Annotated in this window: 18 protein-coding genes and 3 pseudogenes; 12 read left to right on the top strand and 9 right to left on the bottom strand. The window is 33.0% G+C overall.

The features are described from left to right. Positions 1-44: 44 nt before the first annotated feature. From ID741_RS03345 to ID741_RS03335, 3 genes are all read right to left on the bottom strand, one after another. A complete protein-coding gene (locus tag ID741_RS03345) occupies positions 45-1,655 on the bottom strand; it encodes an amidohydrolase (protein WP_438719037.1) in 1,611 nt (536 codons plus the stop codon). A 3-nt stretch (positions 1,656-1,658) separates the two neighbouring features. Then, positions 1,659-3,044, bottom strand: coding sequence for an APC family permease (locus ID741_RS03340; protein WP_218327076.1), 1,386 nt, complete (start codon positions 3,042-3,044; stop codon positions 1,659-1,661). Positions 3,045-3,357: 313 nt separating this feature from the next. After that, entirely contained in the window at positions 3,358-3,708 is a 351-nt protein-coding gene (locus ID741_RS03335; protein ID WP_438719036.1) for a GNAT family N-acetyltransferase, read from the bottom strand. A gap of 53 nt (positions 3,709-3,761) precedes the next feature. Here ID741_RS03335 and ID741_RS03330 point away from each other — a divergent pair. The 9 genes and pseudogenes from ID741_RS03330 to ID741_RS03290 all read left to right on the top strand — a co-directional run. Further along, a pseudogene (locus tag ID741_RS03330) lies at positions 3,762-3,959 on the top strand (type II toxin-antitoxin system HicB family antitoxin); the annotation flags it as partial. 15 nt (positions 3,960-3,974) lie between these two features. Continuing rightward, positions 3,975-4,418, top strand: a complete 444-nt coding sequence (ssb, locus tag ID741_RS03325; protein WP_438720442.1) for a single-stranded DNA-binding protein — start codon at positions 3,975-3,977, stop codon at positions 4,416-4,418. A 25-nt stretch (positions 4,419-4,443) separates the two neighbouring features. After that, a complete protein-coding gene (locus tag ID741_RS03320; RefSeq protein WP_438719035.1) occupies positions 4,444-4,830 on the top strand; it encodes a hypothetical protein in 387 nt (128 codons plus the stop codon). A gap of 240 nt (positions 4,831-5,070) precedes the next feature. Next, complete coding sequence (locus ID741_RS03315) at positions 5,071-7,527, top strand: sigma 54-interacting transcriptional regulator (protein ID WP_438719034.1); 2,457 nt, start codon at positions 5,071-5,073, stop codon at positions 7,525-7,527. Positions 7,528-7,678: 151 nt separating this feature from the next. Next, positions 7,679-8,455, top strand: coding sequence for a PTS mannose/fructose/sorbose/N-acetylgalactosamine transporter subunit IIC (locus tag ID741_RS03310; protein WP_438719033.1), 777 nt, complete (start codon positions 7,679-7,681; stop codon positions 8,453-8,455). Continuing rightward, positions 8,448-9,242, top strand: coding sequence for a PTS system mannose/fructose/sorbose family transporter subunit IID (locus ID741_RS03305; protein WP_438720441.1), 795 nt, complete (start codon positions 8,448-8,450; stop codon positions 9,240-9,242). Before ID741_RS03310 ends, ID741_RS03305 begins: the two co-directional genes overlap by 8 nt. Positions 9,243-9,260: 18 nt before the next feature. Further along, entirely contained in the window at positions 9,261-9,737 is a 477-nt protein-coding gene (locus ID741_RS03300; protein WP_438719032.1) for a PTS system mannose/fructose/N-acetylgalactosamine-transporter subunit IIB, read from the top strand. A gap of 11 nt (positions 9,738-9,748) precedes the next feature. After that, entirely contained in the window at positions 9,749-10,168 is a 420-nt protein-coding gene (locus ID741_RS03295) for a PTS sugar transporter subunit IIA (protein WP_438719031.1), read from the top strand. A 70-nt stretch (positions 10,169-10,238) separates the two neighbouring features. Next, positions 10,239-11,558, top strand: coding sequence for a glycoside hydrolase family 32 protein (locus ID741_RS03290; RefSeq protein WP_438719030.1), 1,320 nt, complete (start codon positions 10,239-10,241; stop codon positions 11,556-11,558). 515 nt (positions 11,559-12,073) lie between these two features. On the opposite strand, the gene ID741_RS03285 is transcribed toward ID741_RS03290, so the two are convergent. The 6 genes and pseudogenes from ID741_RS03285 to ID741_RS03260 all read right to left on the bottom strand — a co-directional run bounded on the left by ID741_RS03285 (position 12,074) and on the right by ID741_RS03260 (position 18,096). Next, positions 12,074-12,499, bottom strand: a complete 426-nt coding sequence (locus ID741_RS03285) for a universal stress protein (RefSeq protein WP_438719029.1) — start codon at positions 12,497-12,499, stop codon at positions 12,074-12,076. 56 nt (positions 12,500-12,555) lie between these two features. Next, positions 12,556-13,017, bottom strand: a complete 462-nt coding sequence (locus ID741_RS03280; protein ID WP_438719028.1) for a universal stress protein — start codon at positions 13,015-13,017, stop codon at positions 12,556-12,558. A gap of 560 nt (positions 13,018-13,577) precedes the next feature. Then, a pseudogene (locus tag ID741_RS03275) lies at positions 13,578-13,828 on the bottom strand (recombinase family protein); the annotation flags it as partial. A 332-nt stretch (positions 13,829-14,160) separates the two neighbouring features. Then, positions 14,161-15,711, bottom strand: coding sequence for a hydantoinase/oxoprolinase N-terminal domain-containing protein (locus tag ID741_RS03270; protein WP_438719027.1), 1,551 nt, complete (start codon positions 15,709-15,711; stop codon positions 14,161-14,163). Continuing rightward, positions 15,704-16,807 (bottom strand): DUF917 domain-containing protein, encoded by a 1,104-nt coding sequence (locus ID741_RS03265; protein ID WP_438719026.1) that lies wholly within the window; start codon positions 16,805-16,807, stop codon positions 15,704-15,706. Before ID741_RS03265 ends, ID741_RS03270 begins: the two co-directional genes overlap by 8 nt. Before the next feature lie 2 nt (positions 16,808-16,809). Further along, positions 16,810-18,096, bottom strand: coding sequence for a cytosine permease (locus ID741_RS03260; protein WP_438719025.1), 1,287 nt, complete (start codon positions 18,094-18,096; stop codon positions 16,810-16,812). Positions 18,097-18,573: 477 nt separating this feature from the next. Between ID741_RS03260 and ID741_RS03255 the strand changes: the two are divergent. The 3 genes and pseudogenes from ID741_RS03255 to ID741_RS03245 form a co-directional block, all read left to right on the top strand. Further along, positions 18,574-19,084 (top strand): annotated as a pseudogene (locus tag ID741_RS03255) (DNA/RNA non-specific endonuclease); the annotation flags it as partial. A 10-nt stretch (positions 19,085-19,094) separates the two neighbouring features. After that, positions 19,095-19,922, top strand: coding sequence for a hypothetical protein (locus tag ID741_RS03250; protein ID WP_438719024.1), 828 nt, complete (start codon positions 19,095-19,097; stop codon positions 19,920-19,922). 118 nt (positions 19,923-20,040) lie between these two features. Then, complete coding sequence (locus tag ID741_RS03245) at positions 20,041-20,835, top strand: hypothetical protein (RefSeq protein WP_438719023.1); 795 nt, start codon at positions 20,041-20,043, stop codon at positions 20,833-20,835. Positions 20,836-20,840 lie beyond the last annotated feature (5 nt).

Genomic DNA, 20,840 nt, shown 5'->3' with positions numbered 1-20,840 from the left:
CCGATCCCTCTTAATGATGTTTTTATCTTTGTAAAGCTTAGAAATTACTCACGCTCAAAAACAATGTCTCCACCAATAATAGTCATTCTTGGTTGAATATCTTTTATTTTTTCCAGCGGAATATTGAATATATCTTCATCTAAAACCGTAAAATCTGCTAAATAGTTCTCTGCAATTCGTCCTTTTTCATCCTCTTTAAATTCCAGATAGCTGGAGCCAATAGTATATGCATCAATGGCAGTATAAAGATCAACACATTCTTTTGGATAGAATCCGTCAACGGGTTCATTATTTTTATTTTTGCGGGCGACTGCGGCATAAATATTAGGAAAAGGATTTAAATCTTCAACAGGAGCATCTGTACCATAACCAATATGCACACCAAGATTTTCCAAGGTTTTAAAAGCATAGGAAGTACTAGCTAGTTCTTGCCCAACACGATCTTCAAGAATTTGCATGTCATAATCCAAAAATATGGGTTGGAAAAAGACAGCAATATCTTGCTGGGCGATTTCATTTAGCAATGCTTGATCAGTAATTTGACAATGAATCAAAGCATGACGCAATTTATTTTTTCCATCGATAAATCCGGTTTGATAAGCTGAGATAGTTTCAGCAATGGCTCCATTACCAATAACATGTGTAACCACCTGCAATCCGTGTTGACTAGCTGCCTTAACCAAATCAACTTGTAAATCATATTCTAAAGCACAAACGCCATGATTATCCGGTTCGTCAATGTAACCGTCACGCATCATAGCGGTTTTAGCTCCAAGACTACCATCCTTAAACATTTTAATTGGACCTAATGCTAAAAATCCTCCCTGATAAATTGGCTCTAATGCTTCTTTATTTAGGATGAAATCCATTTCTTCTGGAGAATAGGCACAAATTTGATGACGATAACGTACTTTAGTTAATTGTTGTTCATAAATAGCACGGATTGATTGAAAGTCTCCGTAAGTGTTTGGAGCAGCGACATCGTTTGATTGGACGCTAGTGAGACCAACACTGGCAGCATAATTTAATGCTTGAGCCATGAAGCTCACTTTTTCTTCAGGGGTATAATTTGGAATGACTTCTTCAATCCACTGAACAGCATTTTCAGTTAAAATACCATTTGGTTGGCCATTCTCATCTAATTCGATCGTTCCACCACGAGGTGCCGGTGTATCTTTTGTAATGTTTTTCAGAGCTAATGCTTTAGAATTAACAGCACAAATATGACCACAAACACGCTCTAGAATAACAGGGATTTCAGTTGAGATTTGATTAACGTCCTGAAGATTTAGTAATCTTTTCTCGCCTGAAGTGAATAAATCTTGATTCCAACCCATAGTTCTTACACCGTGCTTAGTGAGCTCAGGATTATCAGCGATAAAAGATTTAGTCAAGGCTATGATTTCATCAATTGAATGACAATCAGATAAGTCAACTTGTAAGTAAGCTGCACCGACGCTGGAAATGTGACAATGTGAATCATTCAAACCAGGTAAAATTGTCTTTCCAGTTAAATCAATTATTTCATCATAAGGCAATGTTTTTAAATAATTGGTGGTGCCCACAGCCATAATTTTATCATTTTCAATGTATACTGCTTCAGCAAATTTATCTCTATTAATATAAAATTTGCCGCCGACTAGTAATTTACGCATAGCTTAAGCCTTCTTTCTTTTAAGTTGTCGATCGAAATACCAATAAACTAAAATCCCAATCACTTGAACAATCATGCCTAAAAGAGCATTTTGGATATCTTCTGTAAAAGTGTTGATTAGTAATCCAATAAATAAAATAGCTGTGATCAAGACGGTCCATGGATAACCAGCCACTCGATAAGGTCTTTGTAACTCTGGGAATCTTTTTCTCATTACCCATACAGCAATAATTGTTAATAAGTTATATAGCATTGCTGTAAATACAACCAAAGAGGTTAATTGATCTAAATTACGTGAAAAAACTAGTACTATCGATAGGACCATTTGTGCCAACATAGCAGCAGTAGGTACTTTATATTTTGGATGTAACTTCGCAAAGGACTTGAAAAAATGTCCTTCAACAGCCATTGCATAATACATTCGAGGTTGGGCAATTGTTAAGCCATTCAAGCCACCAAACATAGCTAAAACCATCCCTAAAGATACAATAATACCGCCCCAGTTTCCTAAAACACTAATGGCAGCTTCTGTGCCTAAATATAGGTTTCCATCAGCAATATTATTGACAATCACATCGTAAGGTAACACTTTATAAATAGCAAAATTAAATAAGGTATACAAAACAGTTATGCCACCAATGCCGATAATTAATGATTTTGGCAAATTTTTCTTAGGATTTTTCATTTCTTCAGTCATGGAATTCAGATTGGTCCAACCTTCGTATGCCCATAGACTGGCAACTGTTGCAAAAGCAATCATGCCGATAATGCTAGAAAAAGAAGCATCAGGATTTGTGACAGGAGTTAGTGATAAATCTGGACTTTCTCTACCTAAGAATAAGGCAGCAAACAAAATAACCAAAATTGGAATTAATTTAGCGACCATTGAAATATTTTGTAAGAAAGCGCCTTGTTTAATTCCAAATAAATTATAAACAGTCAGTATAATGATTAGAGCGGTTGCAATCAGTTTAATTTGCATATCAGAGATAGTCCAAAAACTTCTCATGGCTGTCGGTAATGCAATTGCCATCGCCGCAATAGAACCTGGACCACCAATCAACCAATCAGTAAAACCTCTCAAAAATCCAACAGCTGGATGAAAAGCTTCTGTTAAGTAAACGGTTGAACCTCCCGCACGAGGCATACTTACGCCTAATTCTGCATAACACAAACCAGCCAATAAAGTGACTAACCCACCGACAATCCAAGCAAGCAAAGCTAGACCTAAACTCATACCTGTCCGTTGTAAAACATACGAACCCAAATAAAAAATACCGGAACCAATCATGATTCCTCCGATGATACTAACACCACCAAAAATGCCTAATTCCCGATTGAACTTAGTCTCTGTTGTAGCGAGACTTTCTAAATGTTTTTCCTTCTCCAATAAAACTTCCCCCTTTTTTAATGTCAAATAATTCTGACAAATGTATATAAATTTAAAGTAGGTCATAAAATGGCCTACTTCTTAATTTTGTAACTATTTTATTTTGTATTTTTATTTATACAATAGGAATTATATCAGATTTGTTGATCAATTCAATAAGATGTTTTGAGATTATTTTACGGAGTTTAGTCAATTCAAAAAGGCTAATTCAAGAGTGGTAATTTTGTGAAAAAAATTACTAAATGAATCGTTTGGTATTGGCTATGTGAGAGTCATTTTTTTGAAGGGAATTTAATAAACCTTAGCTAATGTTTTAATCATTTTTTGCAGCACTGTAAAAATATTCTCGAATTTTTTGATAGTCAGCCACATATGCGGTATTTCCTTCGCGATGGATTAACTCAAAATTAAGTCCCAAAGTTTGTAAGAATTGCTGATTGCTGGTAAAGCCATTTTTAAGATAGAACTTTTTTCTTCTAATTCGCTGTTCATTGTTTTCAGCCTTCGAATTAATTTTTTCAACAAGTAAGATAATTTTGTGCTGCTGAAAGGTTTCAAACATATAATCTAGCATGATTTTTCCATATCCGTGAGACTGGAGCTGTTGATCAATTGCAAAATAGAAAATATAAATGGTTCCTTGATACTCAGAATAATAAATCATGCCCACTAAGTTTTGCCGCTCAAACAGTCCTAAAAATTTCCCTCTACCTTCATTTTACTTTAGTTTACGACTCTGAAAAATCTTTTATTTCAATGGTGGCTGTTGATTTATCAGACTATCTTGGTAGTAATGATTCTATAAAAAAAACTTTAACTATTCCACGATGGGCGGATAAATTAGGCTCAGATTTGCACTTGAACTTTTCTAAAACTTTAACTGAAGCAATTTTGCAAAAAAAAATCAAAGTATAAGGATTTGACAGCAGGATCAACAAGGTAGTTTTGGTGGGTCGTTTAACCAAAGACCCTGATTTAAGATATACCAATACTGGACTTGCCGTAGCGACTTTTACCTTGGCTGTGAATCACAATTTTACGAACCAAAGTGGGAATCGTGAAGTTGATTTTATTAATTGCGTCATTTGGCGTAAACAGGCAGAGAATATAGCTAACTTTGCCAAAAAAGGCTCACTCATGGGTATTACTGGTCGCATTCAAACTCGTAATTATGACAATCAACAAGGACAAAAGGTTTTCGTAACTGAAGTGTTAGTAGAGAATTTTCAAATGTTAGAGCCTCGAAACTCAACAGGGCAACGTTCTCAAAATCCAAATAATTTTAAAAATTCTAATCAAGCGCCAGCTGCAAGCAATTCTGATCCATTTAGTGGGTCACAAATTGATATTTCGGATGATGATTTACCATTTTAAATAGTCGAGAACGGAGAGTAAATTAATGAAAGAAAATAAGGTAATTAGCAAGCAAGTTATAGACGAAATTCATAAAGAAAAATTTCGTAGTTTATTAGATGATATTAATTATATTAATACTGTAGATGATCCTTCTAAACAAGAAGATATGTTCATATTAATTAGAAATACTTTTTCAATGCCTTTTGATAAAGTAGTTTATGATACAAATTTAAATGTACTGTCTGATGTTTTAGCTAAAGATATATCAAAATTGAATGAGGAATACAAAAGAGTAAATAACTTAAAAACCGTTTATTCTAATGAAAACATTTTAGTGGGTTTTAGAGTTTTTTGGTATGATGAAGTAAATAGCTATTTTTATGAATCTGTCATTATTCGAGCTAATCGATATTTAGAAGCAATTGCCTAAAATAAAAATAATTAATGAAACAAGAGTGTTACTTTTGGGTATACTCATAAGTTACACTTTTTGTTTTATCGACAAACTTATTCTAGAGCCATTTTGAAAATTTTTTCACTGTAACTCATGAGTGAATATTAATTACTATTTTTAATTTTTAGTATAGTGATTTTTTTGATAAAATCATATATTATGTTAAAAATATGTTCCAATATTTATGAGTGTTTGAAAATTTTAAGAGGTGATAAGATGAAAAAACTAACGAATTTATTTGATATAGTACAAAAAAACTTTCAGCCTAAACAAATGTTTGATACCAATGAATTTTCAGCTATATTAATGGTTTCTAGAAGTATGTCATCGAATTATTTAAATCAATTAGTCAATGAGGGATACCTAAAAAAAAGCAACTCGAGGCCCGTGGTGTTTTGGTATGATGAAGAAGAGGATGCATTTAGTCAATTAGTTGGTAACGATGGTAGTCTGGCACATATTTTAAAACAATGTAAAGCCTCTGCTAATTATCCACCCAATGGTATTCCAATCATACTAAAGGGAAATAGTGGTGTGGGGAAAAGTATGATTGCCAAGTTGATATATAAATATGCTAAGAATAGTAAAATATTAGAAAAAAATGCTCCTTTTGTTACTCTCAACTGTGCTGATTATGCTAATAATCCAGAGCTATTATCCTCTATGTTATTTGGACATGTTAAAGGAGCATATACTGGAGCTGATGAGAATAAACTGGGATTACTCAAACTTGCTGATAAAGGATATCTTTTCTTAGATGAAGTACATAACCTATCACAAGAAAACCAAGAAAAATTATTTTTATTAATTGACCAGAAAAGATACAGACAATTAGGTGATGATGAACATTGGCATTCGGTTGATATTCGTCTAATACTAGCTACTACGGAAGATATTGATCAGAAATTATTAAAAACCTTTAGAAGACGTATTCCATTAGAAATTACTATACCAGATTTCACAGAAAGAACTAGGAAAGAGAGAATAGAGCTAGTCTTTCAATTTTTCAAATCTGAGTCAGAAAGAATAGCAAAAGATATTTATATTGAACCGGAGTTGTTTCAAAAACTAATTGATCTAAATTTAGATGGAAATGTAGGGGCCATACAAAATAAAGTGAAAGTGTATTGTGCAACATCATATAACGAAAATAAAGATTTGGAATTTATAAAAGTCCCTTTTGATAGTAAAACGATACTGACTGATATGTTACATATATCATTTACATCTGGTTATAAAAATATACCTCTTTTAAATTCATATGATAAAGATTTTAGTAATTTTGATTTAAAAATATTGAAGTACTCTTCAAACATAAAAAATGACTTCAGTCTTTTATTTAGTGATTACTATGCAAATGTATCTTCTTTGAAAAATAGCTTATTGAATAGAAATAAATTTGGTATTCTTTTTTCAATAGATCATATTGAAGATATTGCATATATTATAACTGTTTTTAGTGGGATAGAAGATGAAAAATTAAAAGGATTGTCCCAAACATATGAAAAGTATAATCAAATAATAGAATATGTATTAAATTGTTTACATTTGAAAGAAAAAAACTATGAAATGAAACGAATGATGTTAGAGTATTTAAAATATGCTAAGCCAATAAAAAGTAAAAAAAATGCATTAATTGTCATGCATGGAAATAGTATTGCATCGAATATGGCTTTAGAATTAAATAACTTAATAGGAGATTATGTTTTTGACGCCATTGATATGCCCATGCAAGTTGATACTCAAGAGATAGTTAAATTAGTAAATGATTATGTTACGGATAGAGATACACGAGATGGATTGCTATTATTAGTTGATATGGGGTCATTGGAGAAGATGTACGAGGAAATCAAGGATAATGTTTCAGGTGATTTATTAATTTTAAATAACATTTCTACTTCAGTAGCGTTACACTTAGGATTTTCTTTATTACAGAATAAGCCAATGGACTATTACACTTCCATAGACTACAGTGAATTTAATATTCGTCCACAATATTTTGAAGGGTTATCTCAACTAAACAATATTGTTATTTCGTGTATGTCTGGAGAAGGAATATCTAGAAAAGTGAAAGATATTTTTGTGTCGCAAAAAACAGAGAATCCATTGGAAATAATCACTCTGGATTTTGACAGGATTTTAGACCTAGAAAAGAAATCCAATATTAATTCCTTTAAAAATACGAGTGCAATTGTCTGTACTACTAGTATTAATATTCCCGGTATCCAATGCTTTAATTTGGAGCATATAGTGAATGGTTCAGATTCATTGAATAAACTCAATGAAATATATACAATTGATCAGCTAGATAATATCACTAAAGATATAATAAAATTATTTTCCATTGAGGGCGCAAGTGAAAGACTGAGATTTTTAAATCCTGATATGGTTATAAATGAGATTGAGATAGTTATCTCAAGTTTAGAACAATCATTTGATATAAAATTAGAAAATTTTATACGTATTAATTTATTTTTACATCTCTCATCAATGATTGAGCGTATACTAATTGGAGACTCTTCAAAAGAAATCAAGAACAATTATTATTCTGAAGATACTATCAACTTTTTGAAAAAAGCTGATAGTATCTTCCAACCAATAAAAGAAAAGTATAATATAGTAATTCCAGATAAAGAATATGAATATATACAGACTATTTTGAGCTTAAACTAATAGTGTTTATAGAAAAAAGCTAGTGTTGACGGGAAAAAAACACTAGCTTTTTTACGTGTAAAGCCCTAAATTTAAGCAATTTAGTAAGAAATAAAAGTTGGCATCTAATTTGCTTAATATAATGTATAAAGCAAACAAGGAGGAAAAGATTATGGATGTACAGTTTTGGCAAATAGCACTAATCGTAATATATGGATTTTTTATTAACTATGATAAGAATGGAACAATGATAGGGACATCTCAACCCGTTACGGCTGGTTTGATAGTTGGTGCCATATTAGGTGACATTACAACAGGATTATATATTGGTGGAACATTACAACTCATGACACTGGGTATTTCGAGTTTTGGTGGAGCTTCTGTTCCTGATTATCAAACAGCATCACTTGTGGGAACGTATATTGCCATAACGACAGGTCAAAATGCCTCAATAGGTATAACTTTAGCGATCCCAGTTGCTATGTTGATGGTTCAACTAGATGTACTTAAATGGACTACTAATATTTATTTCCAAAATAAAGCAGAATCGTACGCAGATCAGCGAAACTATAAAAAAGTTGAATTGATGCATCTTTGTGGTGTATTCAATACAATGTTAACGTCAGGAATCCCAGTTTTATTAACAGTAATTGTTGGACCCACAGTAGTTGGTAAAATAATTGAATACATTCCAGATTGGTTAACAGGAGGATTAACTGTAGCAGGTGGATTATTGCCAGCTCTAGGGATTGGCCTATTATTAAGATATTTACCAGTCAAGGCATATTTTGGTTATCTTATTATAGGATTTGTAGGTGCAGTATATTTAAATATGCCTATTTTAGGAGTTGCTTTAGCAGGTGCAGCAATAGCATTAATTCTATTTAAGAAGAATAGTTCAGAAATTTCTATGACACAAACAGCAGGAGGAATGGATGAAGATGAGTGAACAAGTAAGTAAAAAAACTAAAAATAGAGTATTGTTTAGATGGATGTTAAACGGTGGTGCGTCATTAAACTATGAAAAAATGATGGGAATGTCTTATTGTTACTCCTTAATGCCTTTCCTGAAGGAGAATTATAAAGACGATCCAGATGGACTACAAAAGGCTGTCAAAACACACTTGCAATTTTTTAATACTAACCCATATGTTGCGCCTTATGTTATGGGTGTCAATATTGGGATAGAGGAAGTTGAGAAGGCTAGTTCAATTGATACTATTGCTGCTTTAAAAACAGGGCTAATGGGACCACTGGCTGGGCTAGGGGACAGTGTATTTGTTGTTATTCCATGGACTATATTTGGTGCTATTGCGGCAAATATGGCATTAGATGGTAGCATGGTAGGGATTGCAATCTGGCTTATAGTAACTTGGATATTAAAAGTACTAGGTATTCCATTATTCAAAGGTGGCCTTAAGTCAGGAACTAGCCTACTTAGTTCAATTGAGACTAAATTAAAAGCAATTACTGAAAGCATCTCTGTTTTAGGATTAATGGTCGTTGGGGCATTAATTCCAACAGCAATCAAATCGAATATAGGATTTACGTTCAAGCAAGGTTCATTAAAAATGACTGGCAATGAAATATTAGACCAAATTATGCCAGGACTAATTCCAGCAGTTCTTGTTTTTGCAGTTTATTATTTGTTAGGAAAGAAAGTAAAGCCGATTTATATTATTTTATTAATTATGGCTATATCAGTTATTTTATATGTTTTAGGTATTTTAAAATAAGTTTAGGAGATGGTAATAATGGAAGGAATAATTCATGTACGAATAGATGACCGGTTAATTCATGGCCAAGTAGCAACACAATGGACTAATGAGCTTGGAGCGACAAGAATTATGGTCATTAACGATGAAGTGGCGAATAATGATGTACAAAAGACAGTATTACGAATGGCAGCCCCTCCAAATGTTTCCACTTCTATAATCACAAAACAAAAAGCTGTTGATAATATAAACAGTGGTAAATATAAAGGGCAAAAAGTATTGATTGTAATGAAGAGCCCTGTGGATGCGCTAAACTTAATTAATATGGGATTAGACATTACTAATATTAATGTAGGGAACATGTCTGTTAGAGAGGGTACCCGGCATATTAGACCCACTGTGAGTATAAACGAGTCTGAAGAATCAGCTTTTAAAGAATTATTAAACAAAGGTGTTGAAATTACAACGATTATGGTACCAGGAGACAGTAAGGTATTTTTAAAGGATGTTATTTAGGTGGGATATAAATGTATAAAATAGTAATTGCCAGTCATGGTGAATTTGGTAATGGAATAAAAAATTCTTTAAGTTATTTTTATAATGATTTATCAAATGTCATTGTGGTAACATTAGATAAAAATGGTTTAATCCCTTTTCAAAAAAAGCTTGATGAATTATTTCAAAAATTAGGACAACAAGATGTGTTATTCTTTTCTGATCTTTTGTATGGAACACCCTTTAATGAATTATCAAAAAGAGCAATATTACTATCAAGTAATTTTGACATAATTACTGGTGTAAATATGCCAATAATGATTGAAGCAGTAAATTATCAGGAGCAAGGAGCTAGTTTGACTGATGTATTGCCCAAATTAGTTACGCTTGGTAAGGTTGACTTGTTTTCACAAAAGATAAAGGAATCAAATATTAATGATGATGATGAATAAAAAAGTTGCCAGTAATAGATCTTTAAAAATTTATTACTGGCTGTATTAAATTCACATAAGGAGAATATAAATGGATAATAATATAATTAATTATAGATATGCCTATCACTTATCTCCCCAAAATGGATGGATGAATGATCCTAACGGACTAATTTTTTATAAAAATCATTATCATGTGTTTTATCAGATTAACCCACATGACAATCGACCTGGTGATATTTATTGGGGTCACTTTATATCAAAAGATTTAATCAAATGGAAGGCCCTTCCTTATGCTTTATCACCAGATAAGGACTATGATCAGAATGGCTGTTACTCTGGGGGAGCATACGTCCAAGGAGAACAGTTATACCTAGCTTATACTGGTCATAAAAATATGGGAACTACATATGAAGAAAAACAGTGCGTGGCTATTTCAAATGACGGTATCCAGTTTAAAAAGTTAAAATCTAATCCAATTATTTCTAATAGACCTCAAAATAATACGCAACGGTTCAGAGATCCCAGAATCTATAAAGTTGAAAATTCTCTATTCATGATTGTAGGAGGTGAATCTTCAAAGGAAGGTTTTGGACAAGTTCAATTATATGAATCTAATGGAGAAATGGATCAATGGACTTATAAAGGTATCTTGATTAAAGCAAGAGATGGCGATGGTACTATGTGGGAATGCCCAGATTATTTTGAGTTGTCAAATGAAAAATTTTTATTGGTGTCCCCAAAAGGATTGAAGAACACTGGGACTAATGAGTTTTGTAGCATGTGGATAAAAAATAATTTTTTATTTAAATCTGAAGTAACGGACTATCATATGGAAAAAATAGATCAAGGTCAAGACTTCTATGCTGCTCAGACGTTTTATGATCCAATAAAAAAACGTCAATTAATGATTGCGTGGTTTGGTATGCCTGGTCTGCAAGAAAAAGAGAACAACCCCCAAGTAGGGGCCTTAACTCTACCACGAGAAATAAAATATATAAATAAAAAATTGCATTTTTTCCCTATAGAAGAGATGAAAAAATTGCGCTTAAACCAATATGATTTACATGACCACGTTAAATTACCTGACACGATTGAATTAGATGCAACGAATCACCAGGATAGTTTTGAGATAAATGTGAGCTCAAAAAAAAATAATGTTTTGTTTTCCATCATTTTCAAAGAAAATGAACTAATTATAATGTTTAAAGATAGTATCAGACATGGAATACAAAAAGTAAAAGATATAAAAGTTCAATCATTAAGACTGTTTTTAGATAAGGGGTTAACAGAATTATTTATTAATAATGGAGAATATTCTTTTACTAATAAGTGTGATTTACTTGGAGCTATTAATATACAGATAAGGGGTAGCTTAGATGGCAATATATATAGTTTAATTAATCAATAATATAGTCATGGACGTATCAATAAATTCTTGTAATTGCGCCATAAAAACCAAGAGCTTCTTCATAGCGTTACCATCAACATTTGTTCTACTCGTTCTGCGTCATTTTAATTGATTATTAAATTCTTTCATCAGATTGAGTAAATAATAGTCTTCTTAACTGAGGTTATCAAAATAAAAAAGATTTTTATATCAAGGGTTGCGAGTAGTTTAGGCGCTTTTAAGTACTCGATTACTCATTATAAAAACTATTTGAATAAATCATTTTGCGTGTATATACATTAAATTCGAGTCTGTCCATTATAAGTATGGGGGGAGTAACCACAGTAATTAGAAAAAAGTCTACAAAATTAGATTAAAAAAAATAGTTCTCGTTTCAAACGAGAACTACAAGTTATGATTTTATCTTAAGGATCCCGAGATAGCCTTCATTAATGTTGGATGGTTAAATTTTTTTTGGTTTACAGTTCGTGTGTCTTAAATGTTTATCCGAATTAGTTATTTTATACAATACGTAACTATTTTACCACCAAAACATTACAGTTTGAATGATTAAGGACATAAGAGGTTACTGAACCTAACAATAATTTTTCAAAAGAATGTTTTCCTGTTGCTCCCATGATGATAAGGTCACTATTTATTTCTTTTGCATATTTAATTATAGCTGGTTTAGTATAACCTACCAAAATTTTTGAAGAAGTATTATCATGATTTTTAATCAATTCATTTGAAGTATTCATAATTATTTTTTCTTCTTCGCCAAGGTCTTCATAAGCTAATTCCGCTTCATATGGATTTTCAGAAGTGCTTGTTTTATCTCGCACGAATAAAACCGTTAAATTAGCAGAGTTCATCTCTGCAATCTTAATTCCTTCTTCTAAAGCATCTTGGGAGTTTTTTGATCCATCGACTGGAACCAATATTTCTTTATAATTTGTAGGCATATATCACGATCCTCCTTTATTTTTATTGTTTATTAGTAAAAAATAGATTTAATACCTTAATTTATGATTAATAAGTCACTCTGTGAATTTTTAATTATGTGCTTTATTAAAGAACCTAAAGCTAAATGCCCATAAATTTCTTCGTCTTGTCCTAAAATAATTAAATCAATTGCTTTTTCTTGTGCATAGTTGACAATTGTTTTCTTTAAACCATTGAATACATATGAAATTATCAAATCATCTTGTTCATCTAATTTTATTTGTGATAGGAATTCTTTTGTTTCTTCATTATTTTCATTTGCAATTTCTTCGATTAGTTTTCCATTTTGAGCTACGAAAGCCCCTGAGTAGTAAGAATCTTCTTCAGTTTCTTCTAATGCCATAGTTTCTTTTAAAGTTGTGTTATATATTAAGACATGCAATTCACTTTTGTCTTTATTAGCTAATTTAATTGCTTTTTTTAAAGCACCTTTGGGATTGCCTGAACTTTCAACTAAAACTAAAATCTTGTCTTTCATGATAGACCTCATTTCTAAATCAAAATTTTTAAAATTACTAGTTTATATAGGTTAGTTTATTTTAAAACTAGACAATTGTAAATTATTATCCACCATCATTGTAATTTATCGGATTCGAACCTATTAATGAACAAATGGCTCAGGTTTTAGTACATGAACTTTAATGATAAAAACTTGAGGTAATTTAAAAATGCTCCTTGTTTTAGTGTTTGTCTTTTTAACAAGAAAATTTTCTGTACCGGAACTGACAACAAAGGTCTTCTCTAAAATTTTGATGAGGGTTACAGAAACTCAAACATTGTGAGAATCCTTTCCTTCATAATGTTCACCGACTTCTAAGTCTATATATTTTACCTCTAAATAAGTTTTTTCGAATTATATAGTGAAATATATATTTTTACAATAAATTCTTTTTAAGAGATTCAGTTTACGTCTGTTTTTTAATCCTTTTTAGCTTAGACAATGAAATATTTGTTTTCTTCTCAACTTGTCTTTTATATCAATGAATTTTCTAAAAATATGACGGTGACAATAGATTGATTGAAAGAAGAAATAATCTAATTCAAAGCAACAATATTTCTTGTAAGAAAATCTATATTAGTGACTAATAACTGGGTACCACTCTGCACAACAGAAATTATCTCTTTAACTGTTTTTCTATCTTCTTTTTTCGTTCCAGTATATTTTTCGATAAAGATTTTTATCGTCCAAGCTTTTTCTAGTTTTGCAATCTGTTTTTATAATCTTGGTCACTAGTACTTACTATAGAATACCCATGAACCGACAAAATTTTTACTTTCTTTCTGAACACAAGTTTTTGACGCCGTTCGAATATATCAATTTAAAAAAACAAGGGTCAGAAACTCTCAGTTTTCTGCCCCTTATTACATATTTTGTTATTATCTATATTTGCAAAAAACACTAGAAATTTTTGTTACAATATTGCTTTGTTGAATTTCAAAATTCTTCATTATTGTACAAAGATATAAAAGGTTAAAACTATTTAGAAATCAAGATTTATGGATTTTGTATATGACAAGAAAATCCCTGTCAGTGATTGTTACTAGGGCTACTTGTAGTACTTAAAATCATATTGTCAAAAAAATAAATTTCTTTATAATCTATTAAAAGAATTAATAAAAACTATTCCATTTTCCCTACTACTTTGACACGTAAGCGTGTTGCGTTTTCCGGATGGTAGGCTAAGGGTGTCTCTTCTACTTCAACCAGCTCAATTGTATTTTCTATTGCTCCGGCTAATTTTGCTTGATAAGTCGCTTTTTCTTTTGCATCACTCATACTATCTTGACGTGGAAGCTTTGAGTAAATATATATTTGCTCGTATTGTCCGCTTATTTGAGCGATGGAAGCACCAATTGCATTTGCTACTCCACCATGTGGGTTATGATAAACGTTCGCGACCCCGTTTAATTCTTGAGGAATAATAATTGATCCTCCACCAACTAGAATCACATCAACATCTCCAGAGGTTGTTTTCATTTTATCAATAGCTTCTTCTACCATTGTTCTAATCTCTTCATATGCTTTTTCCGCAAATTCCTTGGGAATATTCGCGACAAGAGACGCGTCCCCAATATCAGAAATACCTAATCTTACAGCAATATCCGTCGCCGTTAATTGATTTCCTCCAAACACAAGGGCTTCCTCGGTTATTCGATATCCTACACTATCTGGTCCGATAGTAACTTGATCTCCAACTTGTCTCACGATACTTCCTCCACCAAGCCCGATAGACGCAATATCCGGCATCCGAAAATTTGTTCTAATTCCACCAACATCAACTGCTAAAGAAGATTCTCTAGGAAATCCTGCAGCTAGTACTCCAAAATCAGAGGTTGTCCCACCAACGTCTAAAACAATGGCATTATTGATTTTAGCTAAGTAAGAAGCCCCTCGAATGCTATTAGTCGGTCCACATGCAATCGTTAGAATTGGAAAACGGTTTGCATATTCAAGCGACATAAGCGTCCCGTCATTCTGACAAAGAAATACCTTTGCATTTCGAATGCCTTCCTTTTCCAAAGCTTTTTTAAACCCTTGGCTCGTTAATTTCATGACTTTATCTAAAGCGGCGTTCAAAATAGTTGCATTCTCTCTTTCTAAAAAACCCACAGATCCAATTTGTGATGAACAAGAAACTGGTATTTCATCACCTAAAATTTCCTTGGCCCATTTCTCTACTAATAATTCTTGATCATCCTTTAAGGAAGAGAAGACACCCACAATAGCTAAGGATTCAATTTTACCTTTCCAACTATCCAAAACTTTTTTAACTTCGTTCTCATCTATCTCTGAAAGAATCTGTCCATCATATTCGTATCCACCATGCAACAATTCATATTTTCCACCTAGAGTATCTACCATATCTTCAGGCCAGGCTGTGTACGGTTTTACTGATGCGGTAGCTGGATATCCTAAACGAATGACACCTACTTTGGATAGCTTTTTTCGTTCTACAATTGCATTTGTACATTGAGTTGTTCCAAGCATTGCATGACTTATTTTTCTTGGCGTAATTTCGGATTCACTCATTACTTTTTGCAAAGCATTTTCAATCCCTGATTGAATGTCACTACTAGTAGGAACTTTCACTCCATGTACGAGTTCCAATTTTTCATTAATTATTACTGCGTCAGTATTCGTTCCTCCAACATCAATTCCAATTTTATACATACTGACTCCCTCCTCTTGTAACTAATTCTTTTAATGGTATGTAGTCTAAATCATACCCAAAGTAACGTGGACCAACAAGTTCAATTCCTTTTGCACTTTGCCACTTTTCATGACACGGTAAAGCTATTACTCGAATCCTTTTTCCATATTTCAGTGTTTCAGTTGTTACAGGCATCAGAGTCTCCAAATCAACCATGCAAATCAAATCTGGCGTCATAGCTACTACTTCACCATTTTTTTCAGCAATTAAATTTTCATTTTGGAAACTAATTTTCATTGATGAACCGGTATTTTCATGTAGCCCCTCTAACATTGCTTCGCCAAGGTTAAACCCGTTCTTAACATTTCGAATGACATCCATTATTTTCCCTTGAAACAGTTCAACTCCATTAATTAAATCTAATAAATTTTTAAGTTTAATCGTCTCTTCTGATTCATTGCTACAAATCACTTCACCAATTTTTTCCGACAAAGTTACAATCCCGTGAATGCCATGGTCTTTTAGTTGACGTCCATTTGACGGATAGATACTAATTAATGAACTAGCACCCATTTCAACTGTCTGAACCCTTGCAAGTCTTTCGGTCCACTTATTATTTATCGTTTCTGAGATACCGATATTTCCTTTCTCATCAGTAATGGCCATCGGTGTCGATGATACACCTCCCAAATTGAAGGTCGTCATTTGTAATTCGGGAAATGCCCGACCCATTCCATCACAGTCTACAATTGGAATACCTAGTGACGCTGCCACGACGATAGGTATCATAGAGTTAACACCTCCCGCTTCCATTGGGAATGTTCCAGAAATTTTTTCAATGTTTAAATAGCTGCTTAACTTTTGAAATACCCGGAGAAATTCATCTCCTTTAGGAAATTTTTCAATTAGTACTGATGGTGCCCCCATCATTGCTGAAGGGATAAAAAAATCATCATCAGTAACTTCCTCTGAAGAAATTAATTGGACGGAACCATGTTGCTTGATTGCAGATAAAGCCATCATTTTACCAATGTAAGGGTCGCCACCCCCACCTGTCCCTAAAAAAGCTGCTCCTACAGCAATATTCTCAACTGCTTTTTCATTTAAATAACGCATATTTACTCCTCCATTTCTCTTGTATTCACATGATGATTATTTGATTTTTTTGCAAAAAATTTATATCCTGCTAAGTAGCAGATGAAAGATAATACAATTCCTATCAGCGGCTGATTAGGAAATTGCGGCAAAGAAGGGAAAAAACCTAATAACACAGGGATAACTGCGATTATTGCTCCAATTAACCATGAATTTATTCCTAACCAGTTGATTCCTGAAACTGGTGCCCATTTTTCTGGATTCCCTTTTTGAATAACCCAATAAGAAGCAATCATTACTCCTGCAACAGCAGGAATCATGGCTGAAAGAATAGACATAATCGGAACGAAATAATTCAAAATCCCTACAACTGCTAGCAATGTTCCAATACCTCCAGCAACTGCAACCGCAATTTTTTCTTTCTCCTTTGATATGCCAAAAACATTTATAATTGCTAAACCACCCGAAAAAGCATTAATCACATTTGTTTTCCAAGTAGCTAAAATTAAAGCGATTCCACCTATCAGAGGAGAACCAATATTCATAAAAACACTGCTAATATCAGATGTTCTATTGACAATCGCTAAAATGGCTCCTACTGCAATCATCAGAACACCGGCTGGAATAATTCCTACACCAGCAGCTTTAACAACATCAGATCGCTTTTCTGAGTATTGTGAATAATCTCCAGCAATCACAGCGCCTAAAGCAAAAGATCCGATAGTAATTGCTAATCCCTCAAAAAAAGAAAGGTTTGTACTGGGCTGATATGTTTGTAAAAGTTGTGTCCCTTGTCCTGAAGACAGGGCTTCAAACAAGCCATATAAACAAACTAATACCAAGTAAGGAACCGCAATGTAATTAATTAAACGAATCAGTTGAATACCGTAAATTGCAGTAACCAGCATGATAACTCCCCAAATAATTGAAGAAACTGGGATAGAAATATGAATTCCATAGAGAGCCAAGAGATTAGCAAAAGCAGATCCTGCAACATTAGTTTGAATTCCGAACCATCCTAAACAAGCAATGGCTAGTACAATTGATATGATTCGTTGAGAACCTACCTCACCAAAAACTTGTTTTGCAATTTGAACAGTTGGTTTATGCAAATCCACACTTTGGGAACCTTGAAGAACCATAATAATCACCGTAATTGCATAACCGACTAATCCAACTAATAAAGCTTTCCCCAAACTCATACCTGAAACTAATGTACTGCCGATTAGTAAACTTGGGACACATACCATAGAACCACCCCAAATAAATGCTAGACTATACCATGGCTGTGCTTTATTTTTATTTTCCATATTTAATTCCTCCCTCTATGAATTTTGATTATACGTGAGATTTCTTCATTTGTCTTTTTAAAAATGAAAAATAAATGAGAATTTCACTTGTTTTCTAACAAAAAAACTTCCTCTCAGAAATCATTGTTACGTCACATTCAAAAAGGGCTCATTTTATAGATTATATCGCCTGTCTTGCTCGTATTTTTATTATAGGAACCAAAATAGCCTATATTATTTCACTGTATTGTGGAAAAAGATAGAACAGTAAGGGTCTATTAGGTGTATTGATCCCATTAGCTGTAGGATTGTTTGCATGGAGGGAAGTAATTACTTAGATACTGAAGAGACACTTAAAGACCAGACCAATACAACTATAAACGCTGAGATCAGCAATTCAGCGATGAATCAAAATGGTACTTCTACACTTACTATCCCTTATTTGCCAGATGATACGGAAGTTACATACGTTGAAGATAGTAACATTGCAATAATTAACCGAATTTCAATCAGGAAGATTTGTCCCTGGCTAACGGATCATGGCAGACTTTTTCAAACTTCGACAATTTGAATCGTGTTGGTGTTGCAAATGCCTTGTTAGGATTTAATGCCTACAGAAAAAAGAGGAGATATTTCGTCAGTTTATCCTACTGGGTGGAAACAAAGAAAATTATCGATCGATAAATATTTGTATAATCGATCACATTTAGTTGGCTATCAGCTGGCTGGAGAAAATGACAACTGGAAGAACCTTTTTACAGGGACAGAACAAATGAACCAAGAAACCATGGTACAATATGAGAATCAAGTAGCAGACTATATGAGACAGACGAAAAATCATGTACGGTACCGTGTGACGCCTTATTTCAAAGACAATGAGTTACTTTGTCGTGGGGTGCATATGGAAGCGCAAAGCGTGGAAGACAGCACGATCAGTTACAATGTGTTTATCTTTAATGTGGAAGATGGTTATACGTTGGACTATGCTACTGGTAATATTTTCAATTAGAGGAGAGAAAATGAAGAAGATAGTTTTGGGAAGTTTGGTAACAATATTTTCACTTGCTTGTTTCGGCTCACAAGTGTTCGCAGCAGATGAAGGTATTCAAAAAATGTTTAGAGTGTATAATCCTAACTCAGGAGAACATTTTTATACGGCAAATAACAATGAAAAAATAGGTTTAATCTCGGCTGGCTGGAAAGATGAAGGTGTCGGTTGGAATGCGCCTAAAAAAAGCAAAAATGCAGTTTTTAGAGTATATAATCCTAACTCAGGTGACCATCATTATACAACATCCCGTGATGAATCAAATAATTTAGTGAAAAATGGCTGGAAAGACGAAGGTGTTGGTTGGTATTCTTCTGAAATTAGAACCTATCCAATTTATCGTTCGTACAATTCTAACGCCAAAGCTGGTTCACACCACTATTCAGCTTATCAAAATGAAATACAGTCTTTAGTAAGTAAAGGTTGGAAAAATGAAGGTGTCGGTTGGTACTCTTTAAAACAAGGAGATTGGGAATACGGAACAAAAGAGATTTGGGTTCCTAATATTGTAACCGTTATTGACCAACCAGAGTACACAACAAATGATTGGGCTTATACTTTATACACATTCCCAGATGGAAAACAATTCAAGTCGTATCATCAAATTGGGACTACTGAAGGTGATGCAGAACAGCAAGCTATTACTGACTACGCAGATAAACTTGATTCAGAAGGAAAACTAAACAACGTTGCAACTCGTGATGTTTATAAAAATGTGACACACCCTGCTATTACACATACAGAAGACCGTGGTAGTTATCAGATTGTCATTGATGAAAGCAATATAATTTGGAAATAAAATAATAGTATCTAGTATTTTCTGAGTATTACTTTTGGGATACGTGCAGGTAAGACTTAATGAAATTATTATTCTGTAGGTTTACGTCATTTTAATTGAAATTTGGGGAGGTATTTGTATGATAAAGATTAAAAAAATTACTTTAATTTCTATGTTGATATTATTTCTGAGTTTATTTGTCAACATCGAGAAGACATATGCTGCAAATGTTACTAAGCAAGTAGATATAGGAGTTACAACAATTGATTTAAAGGACTCTACAGGATATAAATATCCTGCGGGTACAGCTGTCTCAAGGAATGGTGGGAGTGACTTCTCTGTTTATCTATCTCTATCACCATATATGAATTTTGGATATGGTAATGTTCCAAATGAATATGTCCGTATAAATGAGACTCAAAAATTTACTTTAACTAATAGTAATAATGTAGTTGTAACTTCTTCATATTTAACGGATGTAGGTAAATATGAAACGCTTGTTCCTTATAACTCAAGTGAAAATTCTAAAGTAAAAAGTATGTATCGCTTGTATAACCCTAATTCTGGAGAACATTTCTATACGAATTCAGTCATAGAAAGAAACAATTTAGAAAATAGTGGATGGTCTTATGAAGGTATCGGCTGGCAAGCGCCTACCTCGGGCATTAATGTGTATAGAGTTTACAACTTAAACTCTGGAGATCACCATTATACAACTTCAACTTCTGAAAGAGAGTCTCTTATCAAAGCGGGTTGGAAGGACGAAGGGACAGGTTGGTATTCTGATATCAATAGATCCGTACCACTTTATAGGTCCTATAATCCAAATGCTAGGACAGGAACACACAACTACACCTCTAGCTTATCAGAACAAAACAGTTTGATTAAAATTGGATGGCGAGATGAAGGTATTGGTTGGTATGGTATCCAGTAGTTCTT

Source organism: Enterococcus sp. AZ103 (assembly GCF_051714685.1).
Taxonomy (GTDB): domain Bacteria; phylum Bacillota; class Bacilli; order Lactobacillales; family Enterococcaceae; genus Enterococcus_A; species Enterococcus_A alishanensis.
Note: the sequence above shows the minus strand (reverse complement) of the source record. Positions and strands in the feature narration are given on the sequence as shown.